The sequence below is a fragment of the Isoptericola sp. MSGPD8_1_ISO-PGPR-S23-394 genome (assembly GCF_058072785.1).
Map to the genome: position 1 here is coordinate 886,866 of NZ_CM176517.1, position 19,564 is coordinate 906,429.

A 19,564-nucleotide genomic window follows, 5' to 3' on the forward strand; every position below is an offset into this window, starting at 1 on the left:
ACGGTCAGCCCGCACTCCCTCCGAGGGAGAAGTGGGCCAGTCGTCGCGCGTCCGAAGGGCCCCCATGAACCTCACCGGCATCGTTCCCGCCCTGCTCGCCGACCCCGGAGCGGCTGCCGCCCTGGAGGCGGTGCCGCTCGGCGGCGAGGTCGACGTCGTCGGGCCGAAGGGTGTGCGCGCCCCGCTGGTGGCCGCCGCCGCCGAGAAGCGTCCCCTCGTGGTGGTCACGGCCACCGGGCGGGACGCCGACGAACTCGCCGCCGCCGTCCGTGCCTACCTGCCGGACGACCGTGCCGACGACGTCGCGGTACTGCCCGCGTGGGAGACGCTGCCGCACGAGCGGCTGAGCCCCCGGGCCGACACGGTGGCCAAGCGGCTGGCCGTGTTCCGCCGCCTGGCGCACCCCGACACGGACCCGGGCAACGCGCAGGCGGGCCCGGTGCGGGTGCTCGTGATGCCGGTGCGCGCCCTGCTGCAACCGGTGGTCGAGGGGCTGGGCGAGCTCGTCCCCGTCGAGCTGCACACCGGGCAGACGGCGGACCTGACCGCCGTCGGTGACGCGCTGGTCGCCGCCGCCTACACGCGCGTCGATATGGTGGAGCGCCGGGGCGAGTTCGCCGTCCGCGGCGGGATCCTCGACGTCTTCCCGCCCACCGAGGACCACCCGCTGCGCCTCGAGTTCTGGGGCGACGAGGTCTCGGAGATCCGGTGGTTCTCGGTGGCGGACCAGCGTTCCCTCGAGCTCGCCGACCGCGGGCTGTGGGCGCCGCCGTGCCGCGAGATCCTGCTGACGGACGCCGTGCGGGAGCGCGCCGCCGGCCTCGTCCCGCAGCTGCCGGGCGCCACCGACATGCTGGACAGGCTCGCCGCGGGCATCGCCGTGGAGGGCATGGAGTCCCTCGCTCCCGCGCTGGTGGAGCGGATGGTGCCCGTCCTCGACCTCGTGCGGGCCGACTCCCTGCTGGTGCTCGACGAGCCCGAGCGGGTGCGCCGTCGTGCCCACGACCTGGTCGCCACCACCGAGGAGTTCCTCGCCGCGGCCTGGACGGGTGCCGTCGCGGGCGGCGAAGCCCCCCTCGACCTGTCGGCCGCGTCGTTCGCGACCTTCGCCGAGACCCGCGAGGTCGCCGCCCGGCGCGGCCTCGGCTGGTGGACGCTCTCGGCCTTCTCGCTCGACACCGCGAGCGCCGCAGCAGCGGACGACGACGCCGCGGCCGCGGAACCGGTCGCGACCGACGACGACGCGAGCACCTTCACGGTCGCGGCGCGCGACGTCGAGTCCTACCGCGGCGACGTGGCACGCGCCCTGGACGACGTGCAGGGGCTGCAGAAGGCCGGCTGGCGCCTGGTGCTGACCACCGAGGGGCACGGCCCGGCGCAGCGCATGACCGAGCAGCTGCGTGCCGCGGACACGGCCGCGCGCCTCGTCACCGAGCTCACCGACGTGCCCGAGGGCGGCGTCGTGCACGTCGCGCCCGCCCTGGTGGGCAAGGGCTTCGTGGTGCCCGAGCTGCGGCTCGCGGTCTTCAGCGAGTCGGACCTCACCGGCCGTCAGGGGTCCTCGACCCGGGACATGCGCAAGATGCCCTCGCGACGCCGCAACGTCGTCGACCCGCTGCAGCTCACGGCGGGCGACTTCGTGGTGCACGAGCAGCACGGCGTGGGCCGGTTCATCGAGATGGTGCAGCGCACGCTCGGGGCCGGGGCGAACGCCGCGACGCGCGAGTACCTGGTCATCGAGTACGCGTCCTCCAAGCGGGGGCACCCCGGCGACCGGCTCTTCGTGCCCACGGACCAGCTCGACCAGGTCACCAAGTACACCGGCGGCGAGTCCCCGAGCCTGTCCAAGATGGGCGGTGCCGACTGGAAGAACACCAAGGCGCGCGCCCGCAAGCACGTCAAGGAGATCGCGAGCGAGCTGATCCGGCTCTACTCCGCGCGGATGGCGACGCAGGGGCACGCGTTCGGCCCCGACACGCCGTGGCAGCGCGAGCTGGAGGACGCTTTCGCCTACGTCGAGACGCCCGACCAGCTCGTCACCATCGACGAGGTCAAGGCGGACATGGAGAAGTCCGTGCCGATGGACCGCCTGGTGTGCGGCGACGTCGGCTACGGCAAGACGGAGATCGCTCTGCGCGCGGCGTTCAAGGCCGTGCAGGACGGCAAGCAGGTCGCCATCCTGGTGCCCACCACGCTGCTGGTCCAGCAGCACTTCGACACGTTCTCCGAGCGGTACGCCGGGTTCCCCGTGAACGTGCGGGCGCTGTCGCGCTTCGAGAGCGCCAAGGAGTCCGAAGAGACGCTGGCCGGTCTCCGGGACGGGAGCGTCGACGTGGTCATCGGCACCCACCGCATCATCACCGGGTCGGTGCACTTCAAGGACCTCGGGCTGGTGATCATCGACGAGGAGCAGCGGTTCGGCGTCGAGCACAAGGAGACGCTCAAGCAGCTGCGCACCAACGTGGACGTGCTGGCGATGTCCGCGACGCCGATCCCGCGCACGCTCGAGATGGCCGTCACCGGCATCCGCGAGATGTCGACGCTGGCGACGCCGCCGGAGGAACGCCACCCGGTGCTCACCTATGTCGGGGGGTACGAGGAGCGGCAGATCTCCGCGGCGATCCGGCGCGAGCTCCTGCGCGAGGGCCAGGTGTTCTACGTGCACAACAAGGTCGAGTCGATCCAGCGGGCCGCGTCCCGGCTCGCCGAGCTGGTGCCGGAGGCCCGGATCGGCGTCGCGCACGGCAAGATGAGCGAGCAGCAGCTCGACCAGGTCATCCGCGCCTTCTGGGAGAAGGAGCTCGACGTCCTGGTGTGCACCACGATCATCGAGACCGGCATGGACATCTCGAACGCGAACACGCTCATCCTGGAGCGCTCAGACACCCTCGGGCTGTCCCAGCTGCACCAGCTGCGTGGGCGGGTGGGACGTGGCCGTGAGCGCGCCTACGCCTACTTCCTCTACCCGCCCGAGCGGCCCCTCACCGAGACCGCCCACGACCGGCTGGCCACGATGGCCGCCCACACCGACCTCGGTGCGGGCATGCAGATCGCCATGAAGGACCTCGAGATCCGCGGTGCGGGCAACCTGCTCGGCGGGGAGCAGTCCGGGCACATCGCCGGCGTCGGCTTCGACCTGTACGTGCGCATGGTGGGAGAGGCCGTGGCGGCGTTCCGCGGCGACCGGGAGGAGGAGCAGCCCGAGGTGACGATCGAGCTGCCGGTGGACGCCCACCTGCCCGAGTCGTACATCGCCACCGAGCGGCTGCGGCTCGAGGCGTACAAGAAGATCGCCGCCGCCCAGGACGCCGCCGCGCTCGCGGAGGTGCGGGCGGAGCTCGTGGACCGGTACGGCGCCCTGCCGGAGCCGACGGAGGCGCTGTTCGAGGTCGCCGAGTTCCGCAACCACGCCCGGCGGGCGGGGCTCACGGACATCACGGCCCAGGGCAAGCACATCCGGTTCGCGCCGGTCGACCTGCCCGAGTCCGCCCAGATGCGCCTCAAGCGGCTCTACCCCGGCACGATCCTCAAGCCCGGCATCCGCGCGGTGCTCGTGCCGTTCCCGACGACGGCGCGCATCGGCGGCAAGCCGTTGCGCGGCACCGCGGTGCTCGCCTGGGCGAAGCAGCTCATCGACGCCGTGATCCTCGGCGAGGTGGCCTCGGCCGCCGCCGTCGGGACGGCGGCGCGGTAGGCGCCGCCGGGCTCAGCCGAACGACGCCGCGCTCGCCCGGTCGACGTCCACGAGGAACGCGACCCGGTCCTCGCCCCGCGGGTAGGGGCCGCCCGTGTACTGGTGGGAGATGCGGTCGACGACCGCCCATCCCTCGTCCCCGTCGAGGACGCGGGCGACCCGTCCGAAGAGGGTCGCCATGAGCCAGGGCCGCTCCGTGTGCGTCACGGACACCGAGACCCGCGGGTCCCGGGCCACGTTGCGGGCCTTGCGCGAGTCCGGGCCGGTGAGGAACGCCAGCCGGTCACCCTCCCAGGACACCCACAGCGGGACGCTGTGCGGCGCACCGTCGGGCAGAACCGTGGCGAGGTGGGCGACGTGCGGCCCTGCGACGAGCTCGCGGGCGAGGTCGGGGAGAGGTACGGGAACTGGTGTGGTGGCCATACCAGGTCGACCGGCGGCAGCCCGCGGACTCATCGGCCGTCTGCGCCTCGGTCGCCGGCGCGCTTTCACTCGGGTGAAATCCGCTCCCGAGGTGTTGAGCGTGCCGAGCGCGCGTCATGCTCGGCTGGTGGTACTTGTGAGACGACGGGCGGCACCGGGACCCGGCCGGCCGCTGCGTCCGCTGGCGCGGCTGCTGCTCGATGCTGCCTTCGACCGGCGCGCCACCTGGGACGACGGTCTAGCGGCCGTCGCCGGTGACGACGTGGTGGAGGCGGGCTTCCTGCACCGGATCTCGCCCGCGGTCGCCCGCGCGACGCGGGGCTGGGCCGAGCGGCCGGACGCGTGGCGTGCGCCGTTGCAGAGGGTGCAGCACGGCCAGATGCTCAGGCACCTGCGAGCGCTGGAAGATCTCAAGGTCGCCGGTGCGGCCCTCGACCGGGCAGGCATCGCCTGGGTGGTGGTCAAGGGTGCGACGCTCGCCTCCGTCGTCTGGCCGCATGCGGACATGCGGGAGTACTACGACCTCGACCTGCTCGTCCAGCCGGCGTCGTTCCGCGACGCCGTGGAGGTCGTCGAGTCCACGGGCGGCCGACTGCTCGACCGCAACTGGCCCGCGTTGAGCACGTCGGGCCGGGGCGAGCTGGCCATGATCGGCCGGCACGGCACGCCCCTCGACCTGCACTGGCACCTGGCTGTCGCGCCCTCGGTGCGGCGCGCCTTCCCTCTCGAGGTCGACGCGATGCTCGCACGACGCCGTCGCCACCACCTGTCGGCCGTGCCGATGCCGATGCTCGACCCGGAGGACCAGGCGCTGCACGTGGCCGTGCACGCCGCCCAGGCGGGCGCCAACCGACTGGTGTGGCTCGCCGACGCCTACTACGCGACGCGCGGCATCGACTGGGACGAGCTGGCGCGCCGGTGCCGACGAGCGCACGCCACGGTGCCCGTGGCGCTCGTCCTGGACCGGGCGTACCGCATCGCCGGTCGGGGCAGCGTCCCGTCGCGGGACCTGGCGAAGGTCGCCGACGGCGTCTGGGGGCGGCTCGCGCGCTCCCGTGACGATCTCCACCCGTTCCCCGGTCTGCCGGGGGACCCGAGGCTCGGGGGGAACATCTACGGGGCCGCGCGGCCCACGGTGGCGGCGAGCGTGTGGGGGCTCGCGAGGAACCACGTCGCGGCCCGGTACCGGGGTTGGCAGCACCGACACGGCCGGAGCACCGTCCGGCCCCTGCAGCAGGACGTCCCCGACCCGCGGGCTCGCGAGGCCTACTTCGCCACCGCCGTGGGCGAAGGACGATGAGCGGCGGGCGGTCCGCCCCGTCCCGCGGTCGGCGGGTCGTCGAGCTGGTCCGCCGCTCGACCCGGATCGTGTGGTCGTGCAGCCCGCGCCTCTTCGTGTCGCTGGTCGCGCTCCAGGTCGTGGCGGCGGCCGCGCTCGGCGCTCAGGTGCTCGTGGTCGCCCAGGTCCTCGAGCGCATCCTCGACGTGGCAGACGCCGGGATGACCCCCGGCCTCGTCTGGTCGGTCGCGGCGCTCGCCGGGCTGATGGCCCTGGGCTCGGTCATCGGGGTGGCGCAGGGCAGCGTGCGGCGGCTCCTCGGCGAGCTCGTCGCCCGATCGATGAACGAGAGGGTTCAGGACGTCGCCACCACGGTGCCGTTGCGCAACTTCGAGGCACCCGAGTTCTTCGAGAACCTCCAGCGCGTCCGGCAGAGCGCCATGACCCGGCCGTTCCAGGTCACCCAGGGTCTGTTCACCGTCATCGGGACGCTGGCATCGAGCGTCGCGGTCGGGGCGGCGCTGGTCGCGCTCTACCCGTGGCTGCTGCCGCTGCTGGCCGTCGGTGCCGTCCCCGTGCTGCTGACCAGCCGCCGCGAGAGCGGTTTGGAGTTCCGGTTCACGGTCGCGCAGACGACCAACCAGCGTGAGCGCATGTACGTCAACCACGTGCAGACCAACCGCGACGAGGCGAAGGAGATCCGCGCCTTCCAGGTCTCTCCGTGGCTGCGGGACCGGTACCGGGCGTTGTACGACACCTACCTCCAGGCGCTGCGCAAGCACCTCGGGCGCCGGTTGCGGCTGGCGACCCTCGGGCAGGTGCTCTCCGGCGTCGTCCTCGTGGGGACGCTGCTCCTCCTCGTGGTGCTCATCGCGAACGGAGAGGTGGGTGTCGCGGACGCCGGTGCCGCGATCGTCGGCATCCGAGTGTTGCAGGGACAGATCCAGGGCCTCGTCGGCGGGGTGCAGCAGATCCACGAGTCGGGGCTCTACCTCGACGACCTGGAGGCGTTCTTCCAGCACCACGCCGACGAGGCGGCCGGGCCTTCCGGGCTCGACGATCTCCCTGCGTTCGACGGCGCGCGGATCGAGGGCGTCTCGTTCCGGTACCCGGGGGCCGGCACGGCGGCGCTGCAGGACGTCACCATCGAGGTCGGTCGCGGGGAGGTCGTCGCCGTCGTCGGCGAGAACGGGTCCGGCAAGACCACCGCGGCGAAGGTGCTGGCCGGGCTGTACGAGCCGGACGCCGGCGACGTCCTCTGGGGCGAGACGCCCTACGCCAAGCTCTCGCAGGACGCCCTGCGCAGTCGGGTGGCGGTGATCTTCCAGGACTTCGTCCGGTACGCCTTCTCGGCCGCGGAGAACATCGCCCTGGACCGTGCCGGGGCCGACGCCCGGCAGGACGAGCTCGGCCGGGACGACATCCGGGCGGCGGCGCGGGCCGCGGACATCGACGGCGCCCTCTCGCGCCTGCCCCACGGGTACGCGACTCGGCTGTCGAGGATGTTCGACGACAGCGCGGACCTGTCGGGCGGCCAGTGGCAGCGCCTCGCCATCGCCCGGGCGTTCTACCGGGACGCGGACCTGGTCATCCTCGACGAACCGTCCGCGGCGCTCGACCCGAGGGCCGAGCACGACCTGTTCAGCTCGTTGCGCACGACGCTGCACGGCCGGTCCGCCCTGTTCGTCTCGCACCGCTTCGCCACCGTGCGGGGCGCCGACCGCATCTACGTCATGGACTCGGGTCGCGTGGTCGAGGCAGGGACGCACGCCGAGCTGATGGCCGCGCGTGGGCTGTACGCCGAGCTGTTCGACCTTCAGGCGGGTGCGTACTTTCCCGACGGCTGGTCCAGCTCGGCGCCCTGAGCCCGCAGCGCCGCGACGAGCTCAGCCCCCAGGCGCTCGCGGAACGGCGGTCCCCAGGGCACCCGCGCCGTGAAGACGGGCACCTTCGCGGCGAGCGCAGAGACCAGGGCGAACTGCTGGGCGGTCACCCGCGGGTCCCGCCACCCGAGCAGGCGGGGGAACTGCATGAGCGCGAACGCCGCTGCCCCGCCACGGACCCGGTCGACACGCAGCTCCTCGCACGTGCGGTCGGGGAGCGGGACGACCAGCGCACCGACCCGGCGAGCGTCCGTCGGTTCGCGCCCGGGCGCCAGCAGGTCGCGGCCGTCCGCGCTGCGTCCCCGGCGCGGTGAGTCCACACCGAACCGCGCGGTGAGGGTGTCCGCACCCTTGCGGAGCCGCAGCTCCGTCGCCCCGAGCCGAGCCAGGTGGTCGTCGCCCGCCGGGTCGACGCGGAGCACGTCGTCAGTGACGAGCGCGCCGCCCTCGGCACAGAGCAGCGCCGCCATCGTGGACTTGCCCATCCCGGACCGCCCGACGAACCCGATGACATCGTCCTCGAGCTGTACGGCACTCGCATGCAGGACCGCGTGCCCGCGGAGGTAGAGCTGGAACGCCATGTGCGCACCGGAGGCGAGCACCCGTGCCACACCGCCGTCGGCGCCGTCGACCACGTGCAGCGTGACCTCCTCGAGGTCGGGCGTGAGGACGAAGTCGCAGGTCCCGTGGAAGCGGAGCCGGTAGCCGTCGTCCGACCGGGTCGCCGTGTACCAGGGGCGTTCCGGGCTCGCGTAGCGCAGGACCACCTCACCGGCCGGGTCCTCGTAGGTGTGGAGGCGGTCGGCGCCGCTGCGGAGGCGAACCCTGCCGTCGACCGTCACGGACTCCGCCCGTGAGGGCATCGGCACGTCGGTGTCGACGGACAGCCCGTACAGCGTGGTCGGCGCCGTCATGCCGATCCTCCGGTGGTCCGGGCCCGCTCGAACTCGCGGTACAGCCAGGCGGCGCCCTCGGGGTCGAGATCGGTGCCGTCGATCCGCAGCCAAGCGTGGGCCCTGATCTGGCCGCCGTCGTCGCGACGGACGCCCAGCACGATCTGCGGGTCGCGAGAACGCAGGCTCCGGCCGAGCACGAGGGCGGTGCGCAGGCATGTCCCGTTGACCCACCGCAGGCGCAGCACGCGGCGGTCGATGCGCAGCGTGCGTAGCTCGACGGCGGTGAGCCGCGCCGTGTCGAAGGCGGCGCGCGGAGTCGTGCCCGGCGCTCCGCCGAGCCGCAGACCCAGCACCGCGGCGGTCCGGCGCAGCCCGACCGTGCGCAGGCCCGTCTCGGCCACGAGGTACACGAGCCCGGACCGGGCCGCCCGCAGCAGCCCGCCCACCTGCCGCCGGGGGCTCATGCCGCGTCCTGGGCAGGGGTGCGGGCCTGGCTCGCCAGCCAGGCGGACTGCAGCAGGAGGCCGGTGGGGCCTGGCGGGCGTTCGCCCAGCCAGGCTTTCTGCAGCTCCTCGGCGTCGACCAGGTCGTGCGGTACGCCGCTGCCGGTCCAGCTCCGCGCGAAGTCACGCGTCGCCGCGCCGAGGTAGGCGAGAGTGAAGGTCGCCTTCGAGGTGCGCGCGAGGACGGCGTCCGGGAGCACGTCGGCGAACACCGCGCGCATGCCCTCCGTCCGCGACGAGAAGCCGGTCGGGTGCCGACGAGCCACGGCGGCGAGGAACGTCGGGTCGAGCAGCGGGTGGGCGACGTCGGCGTTGTGCTCGGCCGCGAGGGCGGAGTAGGTGCGGAAGAACTCGGTGACCGACCGACGGCGCGCGACCCAGCGCAGCGAGCCACCGAAGGACAGCGGCTCGGCCATGTCGTCGGCACCGATCCGCTCGACCAGCTCGTCGTGGGCGGCAGGCCGGAGCCAGGGCAGCGGCATCGCCGTCCGCAGCCGGCGACGGCGGAGAGCGGCAGGAGAGACCGCTGCGAGCGCGGAGCGGCGCGGGCTTCCCGGCGCGAAAGGTCGGCGAACGGTGCGGCGGAGGGCTCGGATCCGGCGGTTGCCGAAGATCTCGTCGCCACCCTCGCCGGTGAGGACGACGCCGCCGGCGCACCGTTCGAGCAGGGGACCGCGTGCGTGCATGGTGGCCGGCCAGAGCAGGCCGTGCCGCCGCAGGCTGTCCTGGGCGACCGGGCCGAGCAGGTCGTTCTCCGTGGTGACGGAAAGCCGCCACCAGTCGTGCAGGCCGAGGTGGTCGATGACAGCCCGCTGCCAGTCGGACTCGTCGGCCTCAGAGACGCCGGGGTAGACGAACGTCACCGGGATCGGGGGCGGGGTGCCGCACAGCGCGGTGGCGCGGCACGCGGCAGCCAGGACGGCCGAGGAGTCACGTCCTCCGGAGAACGTGACGTAGACCTGTCGGTCGCCGGCGCTCTCGGCGATGCGGGACGGCAGGACGTCGAGCGGCTCGAAGGTGGTCCTGCGGCCGGACGGCGCGTCGACCAGTCCGGGAAGCCACGCCCACGCCGTCTCGCGAGGTGTCGGGCGGTGTACGTCGAGGGTCATGTCGGCCTCCCTCAGGTCGGCGGCGCCCGCGGCCGTGCCGTGGGCGCCGCCGATCCGGTGGCGGAACGTCAGGAGACGCCGCCGTTGTCCCTGTCGCCGCGGAACAGGTCGCCGTCGTAGTCGAGGTCGAACTGCGCCTCGAGCGTGAGGTCGGCGACCGTGCCGACCTCACGGATGCTGGGTGCCTCGTACATAGAAGTGCCTCCTGTGTGTTGTGCCGGACCGTTTCAGTATTCCGAGCACGGTGTGACCTCGGCAGGTGAGGTGGGGGTGAAAAGGCCCGCAGAGCGGGTGAATGCCGCGGCCCTGCGGATGAAATCCACGAGCAGGCCGGTGTGGCCCGCCGTCCGGTGGTTTGATGCCTGCGGACGACCGCGACGATCGGGGAGAACCATGCGGCTTCGCGCAGACGGGGTGACCTGGCAGGAGATCGACGGCGAGATGGTGCTCCTGGACCTGAACTCGTCGACGTACCTCACGACCAACGGGGCCGGCACCCTCCTCGCCCGGACGCTCGCCGACGCGGACGGCGCCACCGAGGACCAGCTCGCGCGAGCGCTCGTGCGGGAGTACGGGATCGACGAGTCCGTCGCACGGACCGACACCGCGGCCTTCCTCGCCGACCTGCGGGACCGCGACCTCCTGCACGACTGAGAAGTCCCCGCCGACCAACGTGCGTGCCGGTCCGTGGCGATCCTGCCGGACACCGTCACGGGCCGGCACGCACGTTGCCCTGACCGACGCGAACCCCTGGGAGCACGGCGCAGCGTTGGCATGCGTGAGATAACGATTTCGAACGGTGTGGCTCAGACGTTGACCCTGGTCACCGCGCCGCCGTAGCGTGCCGGGTGACGGGGCGCGGTGCGCCCTGCCCGGGGCCGTGAGCATCGATGCCGGCGCCCCGACCGCACATCGCAAGGGAGCGACGATGAGGCAGAGTTTCACCGGGGCGGTCGCCCGTCTCGGTACAGCAGTCCTGGCGGCGGGGGTCGCGTTCGGCGCCACCGCCGCGGGGGCGTCCAGTGCTGCGGCGGACGACGCCGTCGTGCTGGAAAACGATTTCGAGTCGACAGTCGACCCCTGGGGTCCGCGCGGTCCCGTGACCCTCGGGATCACCGACGACGCACGCACCGGCGACGGGGCGCTCAGCGTCACCGACCGCACGGGGGAGTGGAACGGTCCCGCGACCGACGTCGTGGGCCTCTTCGCCGAGGACGGCGTCTACCAGGTCGAGGCCTGGGTCAAGCTGCCCGCCGGGGCCACGGACGCCACCGACGTCCACTTCACCGTCCAGGAGACGCCCGCGGACGACGGCGACGACGCGTACACCTGGGTCGGCGGAGCCGTCACGGCCACCGCCGACGACTGGGTCCAGGTCGGCGGGTCGTACACGATGCCCGCCGGTCTCACCGCCGCTCAGCTCTACCTGGAGGCCGCGCCCGTCGGCGACGTGCACCCCGACTTCCTCGTGGACGACCTGACGATCACCGGCCAGCAGGTCGACACCGGCCTGCCCGACGGGTTCGTCCCCGGCGGAGCGGTCAGCCCCACGGCCACACCCGTGTCCGGGGCGCAGCCCGGCTCCACCGGCGGCCCCGTCGCCGCGCTCACGTTCGACGACGGCACGAACCCGGACGTCACGCCCGCGCTGCTCGACTTCCTCGCCGCGCGCGACCTGCCGGCCACGTTCTGCGTCATCGGCCAGAACGTCGAGGCCGACGGCGGCGCCGAGCTCCTGCGCCGGATCGTCGCGGAGGGGCACACCCTGTGCAACCACTCCACCGGCTACGCGGACATGGGGTCGATGACGCCCGAGCAGGCGCAGGCCGACATGATCGCCAACCTCGACATCATCCGCGACGCCCTCGGTGACCCGAACGCGAAGGTCCCGTTCTGGCGGGCCCCGAACGGTTCGTGGGGAGCCACCCCGGGCGTCGCGGTGAACCTCGGCATGCAGCCGCTCGCGGTGACGAACACGATCGCCGACTGGGAGACCCAGGACGAGGCGACCCTGACGGAGAACCTGCGCGCCGCCCTGACCGACGGCGAGCTCGTGCTCGTGCACGACGGCGGCGGCGACCGCTCCGGTTCCCTCGCCGCGGTCGAGACCGTGGTCGCCGAGCGGCTCGCCGACGGCTGGGAGTTCACCCCGGTCCAGGGCGTGCCCCCGGCGTCCGGCCCCGTGCTGAGCACCGACTTCGAGGACGGTCTCGACGGCTGGGGGCCGCGCACCGGCGACGACACGGACCCGACCGTGGAGATCACGACGGCGGACGCGGCCTCGGGCGACGCGGCCGCGCTGGTCACGGGTCGCGACGGTCAGGGTGACGGCATCGGGCGCGACGTCTCGGAGGTGCTGACCTCCGGGGTGCGCTACGAGATCTCTGCCCAGGTGCGGTTCCCGGCGGGCCAGCAGCCGGACGCCGTCTGGCTGTCGCTGGCCAGCACCGCGGACGGCAGCACCTCGTACGCCACGCTCGCGCAGTGGTCGGAGGTGACCGCCGACGGCTGGACCGAGGTCACCGGGACGTTCCAGGCGCCGGCCGGCGAGGAGCAGCACCTCTACCTGGAGACCGACTACAACGGCTCCAACACGAGCGACCTCCTGGTCGACGACGTCGTGGTCTCGGTGCCCGCGCCGGCCGTCGTGCAGGACCTCACGCCGGTCCACGAGACGGTGCCGTTCCCGGCCGGGGTGGCGATCGACTCGCGCGAGACCACCGGGTCGGCCGCCGAACTGCTGCTGCGGCACTTCGACCAGATCACCGCCGAGAACCACATGAAGCCGGAGGCCTGGTACGACGACGAGGGCACGTTCCGCCCGCACCCGGAGGCCGTCGCGCTGATGGACTTCGCGGCCGCGAACGACCTCGCGATGTACGGGCACGTGCTGACCTGGCACTCCCAGACGCCGGACTGGTTCTTCACCGACGCCGCGGGTGAGCCGCTCACGGACTCCGCGGCCGACCAGCAGGTGCTGCGCGACCGGCTGCGCACGCACATCTTCGCGGTGGCCGAGTGGCTGGCGACCTACGGCGCGTTCGGTGGCGAGAACCCTGTGACGGCGTTCGACGTGGTCAACGAGGTCGTGTCCGACGGTGCCACCGACGACGGCCTGCGCCGCAGCGAGTGGTACCGGATCCTCGGCGAGGAGTTCATCGACCGCTCCTTCGAGTACGCCGACGAGGCGTTCAACGAGCGCTACGCCGCCGAGGGTGCGGACCGTCCGGTGGCGCTGTTCATCAACGACTACAACACCGAGCAGGACGGCAAGCAGGACCGCTACCGCGCGCTGGTGGAGCGCCTGCTCGACCGCGACGTCCCGCTGGACGGCGTGGGCCACCAGTTCCACGTGTCGCTCGCGATGCCCATCTCGGCCCTGGGTGCCGCGATCGACCGCTTCGCCGACCTGCCGGTCACCCAGGCGGTCACCGAGCTGGACGTCACCACCGGCACGCCGGAGACCCAGGCCCGGCTCGTCGAGCAGGGCTACTACTACCGGGACGCCTTCCGGCTGTTCCGCGACCGGGCGGACTCCCTGTACTCCGTGACCGTGTGGGGCCTCACCGACGGGCGGTCGTGGCGGGCGGACGACGGCGCGCCGCTGCTCTTCGACGACGCCTACCAGGCCAAGCCCGCCTACCACGGGGCCGTCGACGACGAGCTGCCCGCGCAGCTGCGCGCCGCGGACGTCTTCGCCGGCGAGGTGCCGCTCGACGGCGAGGCCGCCGCGTCGCCCGTCTGGGACCGCCTGCCGCTGCACGCCGTGTCCGCGGCGGGGGAGCGGGTCGCCGGCTTCCAGCTGCGCTGGGCGCCCGATCACCTGACCGCCTACGTGGCGGTCGACGACGCCTCGCCCGGCGACGGCGACACGGTGACGTTCGACCTCGACGGGGCGACCGCCGTCGTCGGCCGCGACGGCGACGTCACCGGCGACCTGGCAGCGGACAGCGCGGCCGAGGTCACCGGGACCGACGACGGGTACGTCGTCGTCGTCCGGCTGCCGCTGCAGGCGGCGAGCGAGGGTGACACCCTCGGCCTGGACGTCCGCGTGTCCGACGGCGGCACCACCGCCGGGTGGAACACCCCCGGCGCGCTCGGCACGCTCACGCTCCGTGAGTCGCTGAGCGTCGTCGAGGTCGTCGAGGCGCCGGCCGCCCCGGAGGTCGACGGGGAGGTCGACGACGTGTGGTCCGCGGCGAACGCCGTCACGACCGACAGGACCGTCGAGGGCACGGACGGCGCCGTCGCGACCGTGCGGACCCTGTGGACCGACGACACGCTGCACGTGCTGGCGGAGGTCCCGGACCCGGAGGTGGACGTCAGCGGGTCCGACCCGTGGATCCAGGACTCGGTGGAGATCTTCCTCGACGCGGGCAACGCGAAGAACGGTGCCTACCGGGCCGAGGACACGCAGATCCGCATCAGCGCGGAGAACGAGGTCTCGTTCGGCACCGGGGACGCCGCGGACCAGGCTGCACGCCTCGAGTCGGCGACGACGCTCACGGACGACGGCTACCGCGTGGAGGCCGCGATCGACCTGCTCGGCGAGGGCGGCGTGGGGACGTTCCACGGCCTGGACCTCCAGGTCAACGACGCCACCGGCGGCGAGCGGACCGGGGTCACGACGTGGGCCGACCCGACCGGCACCGGCTACCAGTACACGAACCGCTGGGGCGTGGCCGAGCTCGTGACGGCCCCCGCGCCGCCCGCGCCGGAGTGGGTGGCGGGGCAGGTCTACACGGCCGGCGACGAGGTGCGCCACGACGGTTCCCTGTACCGGGCGACCTGGTGGACCACCGAGACGCCGGGCGACTCGCCCTGGGGTTCGTGGCAGGAGATCGCCACGGCGCCGGACGGCACGGCGGAGTGGACCGCGTCGCGGATCTTCACCGCGGGTGACGTCGTGGTGCACGACGGCGAGACCTACGAGGCGCGGTGGTGGACCCGCAACCAGGCCCCGGGCGACTCGCCCTGGGGGCCGTGGTCCCCGCTGGGCTGACGGACCCCCGGCCCGCCCCGGGGCGACGTGCTCGCGTCGCCCCGGGCGCGGCCGTGCGCCGCGACCTCAGGCTCGCTGGTCCTCGCCGGGGAAGCGGCCGAGCACGCCGGCGATGCGCTGCTCGATGGCCTCGGTAGCGGCGTCGGGCAGCACGAGGATCCCCTCGAGCTCCTTCATCGCGCGCCGGTAGGCGGCCTGGCGCTCGGCGTGGCCGGCACCGGCGTCGTCGGCCAGCGCCAGTAGCTTCTTGGCGCGGTCCAGGGCGCGTCGCTCGTCGGCCGTGAGGTCGGAGTCGCGCCGGCGCTTCGCCTCGCGCTCGGCGACGTCGAAGGCGAGCTGGTAGTCGCGCACCGCTTCCCGGTAGCGGTCCAGCAGCCCGCGGTCGCGCAGCTCGTCGGGGTCGTCGGGCCGCAGGGCGTCGGCGTCCCGCCGGGCACGGTGGAAGGCGACGGTGACCTCCTCGCGCATGTCGGTGATCACCGGGTACTCGAGCGTCTTGGCGGCGTCCAGCTCGTAGGAGAGCCACCGCCGGTCGGTCTCCTCGTGCGCGGCGACGACGCGCTCGATCTCTCGGCCGAGCGCCTCGGAAGCGTCCGGAGCGTCGGACCCGTGGCCCACGGCGCCGTGCTTGATCCGGTACATCTCGATCTTGTCCCGGCGTCGGCGCTCGTCCCACTTGCGGACACCCTCGAACCAGGCGCCGGCCATCCCGCCCAACGGGAAGACGAGCCACCAGTACGAGCCGACGAAGTCCCAGAACCCATCCACCGCCCCCACGATAGTGCGCGCCACCGGGCGCGGTGCGGCTGCTCGCCACGTGGGCGCGGGCGCAGCGGGCGTCGGACGGGGCTACCCTGGGGGCGTCAACCCTCCATCGTCGCGGGCGTCGGCGGCCCCGGGCACTGAGCGTGCCTGAGCCGGGCCGCGGCGGCCCGCGTGCCCTCTCAAAGGAGCATCCGTGGCAAGCATCGAAGCCGTTGGCGCGCGCGAGATCCTGGACTCTCGCGGCAACCCCACCGTGGAGGTCGAGATCGCCCTCGACGACGGCACGTTCGCACGTGCCGGCGTCCCGTCGGGCGCCTCCACGGGCGCCTTCGAGGCCGTCGAGCGCCGGGACGGCGACTCCGGCCGCTACCTGGGCAAGGGCGTCGAGGGCGCGGTCAACGCCGTCATCGACGACATCGCTCCCGAGCTCATCGGCTACGACGCCGAGGAGCAGCGCCTCATCGACCAGGCGCTGATCGACCTGGACGGCACCCCGAACAAGGCCAAGCTGGGCGCGAACGCGATCCTCGGCGTCTCCCTGGCGGTGGCCAAGGCGGCCGCGAAGAGCGCCGGTCTGGACCTGTTCCGCTACGTGGGCGGCCCGAACGCGCACGTCCTGCCCGTGCCGATGATGAACATCCTCAACGGCGGGTCCCACGCGGACTCGAACGTCGACATCCAGGAGTTCATGATTGCCCCGATCGGCGCGAGCTCCTTCAAGGAGGCCCTGCGCACCGGCGCCGAGGTCTACCACGCGCTGAAGTCGGTGCTCAAGGCCGAGGGCCTGGCCACCGGGCTGGGCGACGAGGGCGGCTTCGCGCCGAACCTGTCGAGCAACCGTGCGGCGCTCGACCTCATCATCACCGCGATCGAGAAGGCCGGCTTCACGCCGGGCACGGACGTCGCGCTGGCGCTCGACGTCGCCGCCACGGAGTTCTTCTCCGACGGCGCGTACCAGTGGGAGGGCGGCGCCAAGACGCCCGACGAGATGATCGCGTTCTACGAGGGCCTCGTCGCCGACTACCCGCTGGTCTCCATCGAGGACCCGCTGTCCGAGGACGAGTGGGACTCCTGGTCCGCGCTCGTGGCGAAGGTCGGCGACAAGGTCCAGATCGTCGGCGACGACCTGTTCGTCACCAACCCGGAGCGCCTGGCCAAGGGCATCGAGACCAAGGCCGCGAACTCGCTGCTGGTCAAGCTCAACCAGATCGGCACGCTCACCGAGACGCTCGACGCCGTCACGCTCGCGCAGCGCAACGGCTTCACCACGATGACCTCGCACCGCTCCGGCGAGACCGAGGACACCACCATCGCGGACCTGTCCGTGGCCACCAACGCCGGTCAGATCAAGACCGGTGCCCCGGCCCGCGGTGAGCGCATCAACAAGTACAACCAGCTCCTGCGCATCGAGGACGCCCTCGACGACGCCGGCCGCTACGCCGGCCGCTCGGCGTTCCCGCGCTTCCAGGGCTGACACCCCCCCGCCCGCTCGCCGGGCCCGGCGACGGCCGGTCATCTCACCGAGGTGGCCGGCCGTCGTCGCGCCCGGACCCCCTCCGACCGAGGGATGGCGCGCCGGGGAGGGTGCGGCGGCACGGGCTGCCGATTCGGCACAATCGAGACGTGCCCTCCCGTCGACCGACCACGCCGCGTCGCCCCGCCTCTCGCCCGGGCGCGCGCACACCGTCCCGACCGGCGTCGACGGCGCGCTCGCGAGCGACCGGCGCGAGCAGGACGACGTCGACGAAGCGGGGCAGCGCTCGGCGGCCCGCGGGCCCGTCCCGGGACGACCGGCGCCGCAGCCGGCTGGGGCTCGTGCTGCCCGAGGTGCTCACCGTCCGGTTGCTGGTGCTGTCCGTGGTGGTCCTCCTGGCCTTCGTGCTGCTGCTGCCCACCGTGCGCGGCGCCGTCCAGCAGCGCGCCGAGATCGACCGCCTGCAGGCAGAGCTCACCGCCTACGAGTCGGAGCGCACCGAGCTGGAGAACGAGCTCGGTCGCTGGGAGGACCGTTCGTACGTGGTGGAGCAGGCGCGCACGCGCCTGAACTACGTCATGCCGGGAGACACGGTGTGGCGGGTGATCGACGGCGACGAGGTGTCCGACGGCGACGTGCCGGCCGGGGACGAGGCGTCGGCGGAGCCGGTCTCGCGCGCCGGCCCGACGGGCGCACCCTGGTACCAGGCCCTGTGGGAGTCGGTGCAGGTGACCGACGACGCCGCGACCCACGTCGACGGCGAGAACGCCGAGGGTGACGAGAGCGACGGCACGGACGTGGAACCGGGCGGCGCCGACGGGGGAGAATGACCCCGTGACATCTCAGCACGAGGCTCCTGCCGACGACCCCGCGGCCGTGACCGACCATGACCTCGAGGTGCTGGCCGAGCAGCTCGGCCGGGTGCCGCGCGGCGTGGTGGGCATCGCGGCCCGTTGCGTGTGCGGACGGCCGCTTGTGGTGCGGACCGCGCCGCGCCTGCCCGACGGCACCCCGTTCCCCACGACCTACTACCTCACGCACCCGGGGGCCGTCGCGGCGGCGTCGCGGCTCGAGGCGGACGGGGTGATGCGAGAGATGTCGCAGCGACTGACCGAGGACGACGACCTCGCCGCGGCCTACCGGGGCGCGCACGAGCACTACCTGGCCCGGCGGGCCGAGCTGGGGCACGTCGAGGAGATCGACGGGATCTCCGCGGGCGGCATGCCGACCCGCGTCAAGTGCCTGCACGTGCTGGTCGGGCACGCCCTGGCGGCGGGGCCGGGCGTGAACCCCCTGGGCGACGAGGCGCTGGAGCGCGTCCGTGACCAGTGGCGACCGGACCGGTGCTCGTGCTGACGCCCGCGGACGGGCACGTGTCGGCCCGGGATGAGAGGGTGCGTCCGTGATGAGCAGCACCCGTGTCGCCGCCGTGGACTGCGGCACCAACTCGATCCGTCTTCTGGTCGCCGACGTCTCCGGCGACGGCACCCTCACCGAGCTGGACCGGCGCATGGAGATCGTGCGCCTGGGACAGGGTGTCGACCGCACCGGTGAGCTGGCCCCGGAGGCGCTGGAGCGCACGCTGGCCGCGTCGCGCGAGTACGCGAAGGTCGCGGCCGAGCTCGGGTCCACCCGCGTGCGCTTCGTCGCGACGTCCGCCACCCGCGACGCCCGGAACCGGGGAGACTTCGTCGACGGGGTCCGTACCGCGCTGGGCGTGGACCCGGAGGTCGTCTCGGGCGAGGAGGAGGCTCTGCTGTCCTTCCGCGGCGCCACGAGCGGGTCGGCGAGCGAGCACCCCGATCCGTACCTGGTGGTCGATCTCGGCGGCGGCTCCACGGAGCTCGTGCTGGGCACGTCGACGCCGGACGCCGCGGTGTCGATGGACGTCGGGTCCGTGCGGCTCACGGAGCGCCACCTGCACTCCGACCCGCCGACGACGGCGGAGGTCGCGAGCGCGGGAGCGGACGTCGACGCGGCGCTGGACGAGGCGGCCGCCGTCGTCCCGCTCGGGCGCACCGCGACCCTCGTGGGCCTGGCGGGCTCGGTGACGTCGGTGACGGCGCACGCCCTGGGGCTCACCACCTACCGTCGCGAGACGATCAACGGCGCGGTGCTGAGCGTGGCGGACGTGCTCGCGGCGTGCGACGACCTGCTGCGCCGGACGCGTGAGGAGAGGCTCGCGCTGGGCTTCATGCACCCGGGCCGGGCGGACGTCATCGGCGCCGGGGCGCTGGTGTGGTCCCGGGTGGTGCGCCGGGTACGCGACGAGGTCGCGGCCGCCGGCGGCGAGCTCACGCAGGTCGTGACGTCCGAGAGCGACATCCTCGACGGCATCGCCCTGTCTCTCGCCTGACCGACGACCCACCACCTGCGCCACCGCCCCACCTCGCCCCGCGCCGTGGGTAGGAACTCTCCCGACTCTCGGCGTGCAGACCAGGAGATCTCCTACCCACAGCACCGGGTGGGCGTGTCGCGCGGTTCCCCTCCCCGGAACCGTCCACGACGGGCGGCGCGACCACCGTGCTGGACGCCA

The 19,564-nt window shown here is 73.4% G+C and carries 15 protein-coding genes; 9 read left to right on the forward strand and 6 right to left on the reverse strand.

The features are described 5' to 3' along the window. The first annotated feature begins 64 nt into the window (after nt 1-64). A complete protein-coding gene (mfd, locus tag AC3RJ8_RS03970; protein ID WP_489714645.1) occupies nt 65-3,694 on the forward strand; it encodes a transcription-repair coupling factor in 3,630 nt (1,209 codons plus the stop codon). 12 nt (nt 3,695-3,706) lie between these two features. Here mfd and AC3RJ8_RS03975 read toward each other — a convergent pair whose 3' ends face one another. After that, nucleotides 3,707-4,117, reverse strand: coding sequence for a PPOX class F420-dependent oxidoreductase (locus AC3RJ8_RS03975; protein ID WP_489714646.1), 411 nt, complete (start codon nt 4,115-4,117; stop codon nt 3,707-3,709). Between the two features lie 136 nt (nt 4,118-4,253). Here AC3RJ8_RS03975 and AC3RJ8_RS03980 point away from each other — a divergent pair, with 136 nt between their 5' ends. Beyond that, on the forward strand, nt 4,254-5,417 hold the full coding sequence (locus AC3RJ8_RS03980) for a nucleotidyltransferase family protein (RefSeq protein WP_489714647.1): 1,164 nt from the start codon (nt 4,254-4,256) through the stop codon (nt 5,415-5,417). Then, nucleotides 5,414-7,261, forward strand: coding sequence for an ABC transporter ATP-binding protein (locus AC3RJ8_RS03985; protein ID WP_489714648.1), 1,848 nt, complete (start codon nt 5,414-5,416; stop codon nt 7,259-7,261). The genes AC3RJ8_RS03980 and AC3RJ8_RS03985 overlap by 4 nt, the downstream gene beginning before the upstream one ends. On the opposite strand, the gene AC3RJ8_RS03990 is transcribed toward AC3RJ8_RS03985, so the two are convergent. From AC3RJ8_RS03990 to AC3RJ8_RS04005, 4 genes are all read right to left on the reverse strand, one after another. After that, nucleotides 7,213-8,193 carry a hypothetical protein gene (locus tag AC3RJ8_RS03990; RefSeq protein WP_489714649.1) on the reverse strand — a complete coding sequence of 327 codons (981 nt, stop codon included), beginning with the start codon at nt 8,191-8,193 and terminating at the stop codon, nt 7,213-7,215. The genes AC3RJ8_RS03985 and AC3RJ8_RS03990 overlap by 49 nt on opposite strands. Continuing rightward, the gene (locus AC3RJ8_RS03995) at nt 8,190-8,639 is read right to left on the reverse strand and encodes a lasso peptide biosynthesis B2 protein (protein WP_489714650.1); all 450 of its coding nucleotides are present in this window, start codon (nt 8,637-8,639) and stop codon (nt 8,190-8,192) included. The genes AC3RJ8_RS03990 and AC3RJ8_RS03995 overlap by 4 nt, the downstream gene beginning before the upstream one ends. Beyond that, nucleotides 8,636-9,787 carry an asparagine synthase-related protein gene (locus tag AC3RJ8_RS04000; RefSeq protein WP_489714651.1) on the reverse strand — a complete coding sequence of 384 codons (1,152 nt, stop codon included), beginning with the start codon at nt 9,785-9,787 and terminating at the stop codon, nt 8,636-8,638. The genes AC3RJ8_RS03995 and AC3RJ8_RS04000 overlap by 4 nt, the downstream gene beginning before the upstream one ends. A 68-nt stretch (nt 9,788-9,855) precedes the next feature. Next, the gene (locus AC3RJ8_RS04005) at nt 9,856-9,981 is read right to left on the reverse strand and encodes a lasso RiPP family leader peptide-containing protein (RefSeq protein WP_489714652.1); all 126 of its coding nucleotides are present in this window, start codon (nt 9,979-9,981) and stop codon (nt 9,856-9,858) included. 199 nt (nt 9,982-10,180) lie between these two features. On the opposite strand from AC3RJ8_RS04005, the gene AC3RJ8_RS04010 reads away from it, so the two are divergent. Together AC3RJ8_RS04010 and AC3RJ8_RS04015 are read left to right on the forward strand one after the other, a co-directional pair. Next, complete coding sequence (locus AC3RJ8_RS04010; protein ID WP_489714653.1) at nt 10,181-10,441, forward strand: PqqD family protein; 261 nt, start codon at nt 10,181-10,183, stop codon at nt 10,439-10,441. A 274-nt stretch (nt 10,442-10,715) separates the two neighbouring features. After that, on the forward strand, nt 10,716-14,789 hold the full coding sequence (locus AC3RJ8_RS04015) for an endo-1,4-beta-xylanase (RefSeq protein ID WP_489714654.1): 4,074 nt from the start codon (nt 10,716-10,718) through the stop codon (nt 14,787-14,789). 66 nt (nt 14,790-14,855) lie between these two features. On the opposite strand, the gene AC3RJ8_RS04020 is transcribed toward AC3RJ8_RS04015, so the two are convergent. Then, nucleotides 14,856-15,557, reverse strand: coding sequence for a hypothetical protein (locus AC3RJ8_RS04020; RefSeq protein ID WP_489714655.1), 702 nt, complete (start codon nt 15,555-15,557; stop codon nt 14,856-14,858). Between the two features lie 190 nt (nt 15,558-15,747). On the opposite strand from AC3RJ8_RS04020, the gene eno reads away from it, so the two are divergent. The 4 genes from eno (at nt 15,748) to AC3RJ8_RS04040 (ending at nt 19,384) form a co-directional block, all read left to right on the forward strand. Beyond that, the gene (gene eno / locus AC3RJ8_RS04025) at nt 15,748-17,028 is read left to right on the forward strand and encodes a phosphopyruvate hydratase (RefSeq protein WP_489714656.1); all 1,281 of its coding nucleotides are present in this window, start codon (nt 15,748-15,750) and stop codon (nt 17,026-17,028) included. Between the two features lie 149 nt (nt 17,029-17,177). After that, nucleotides 17,178-17,858, forward strand: a complete 681-nt coding sequence (locus AC3RJ8_RS04030) for an FtsB family cell division protein (protein ID WP_489714657.1) — start codon at nt 17,178-17,180, stop codon at nt 17,856-17,858. Nucleotides 17,859-17,862: 4 nt separating this feature from the next. After that, nucleotides 17,863-18,384, forward strand: a complete 522-nt coding sequence (locus AC3RJ8_RS04035) for a DUF501 domain-containing protein (protein WP_489714658.1) — start codon at nt 17,863-17,865, stop codon at nt 18,382-18,384. Nucleotides 18,385-18,433: 49 nt separating this feature from the next. Then, nucleotides 18,434-19,384: a Ppx/GppA phosphatase family protein gene (locus tag AC3RJ8_RS04040; protein ID WP_489714659.1), complete on the forward strand. Its 951-nt coding sequence runs from the start codon at nt 18,434-18,436 to the stop codon at nt 19,382-19,384. The last annotated feature ends 180 nt before the right edge of the window (nt 19,385-19,564 follow it).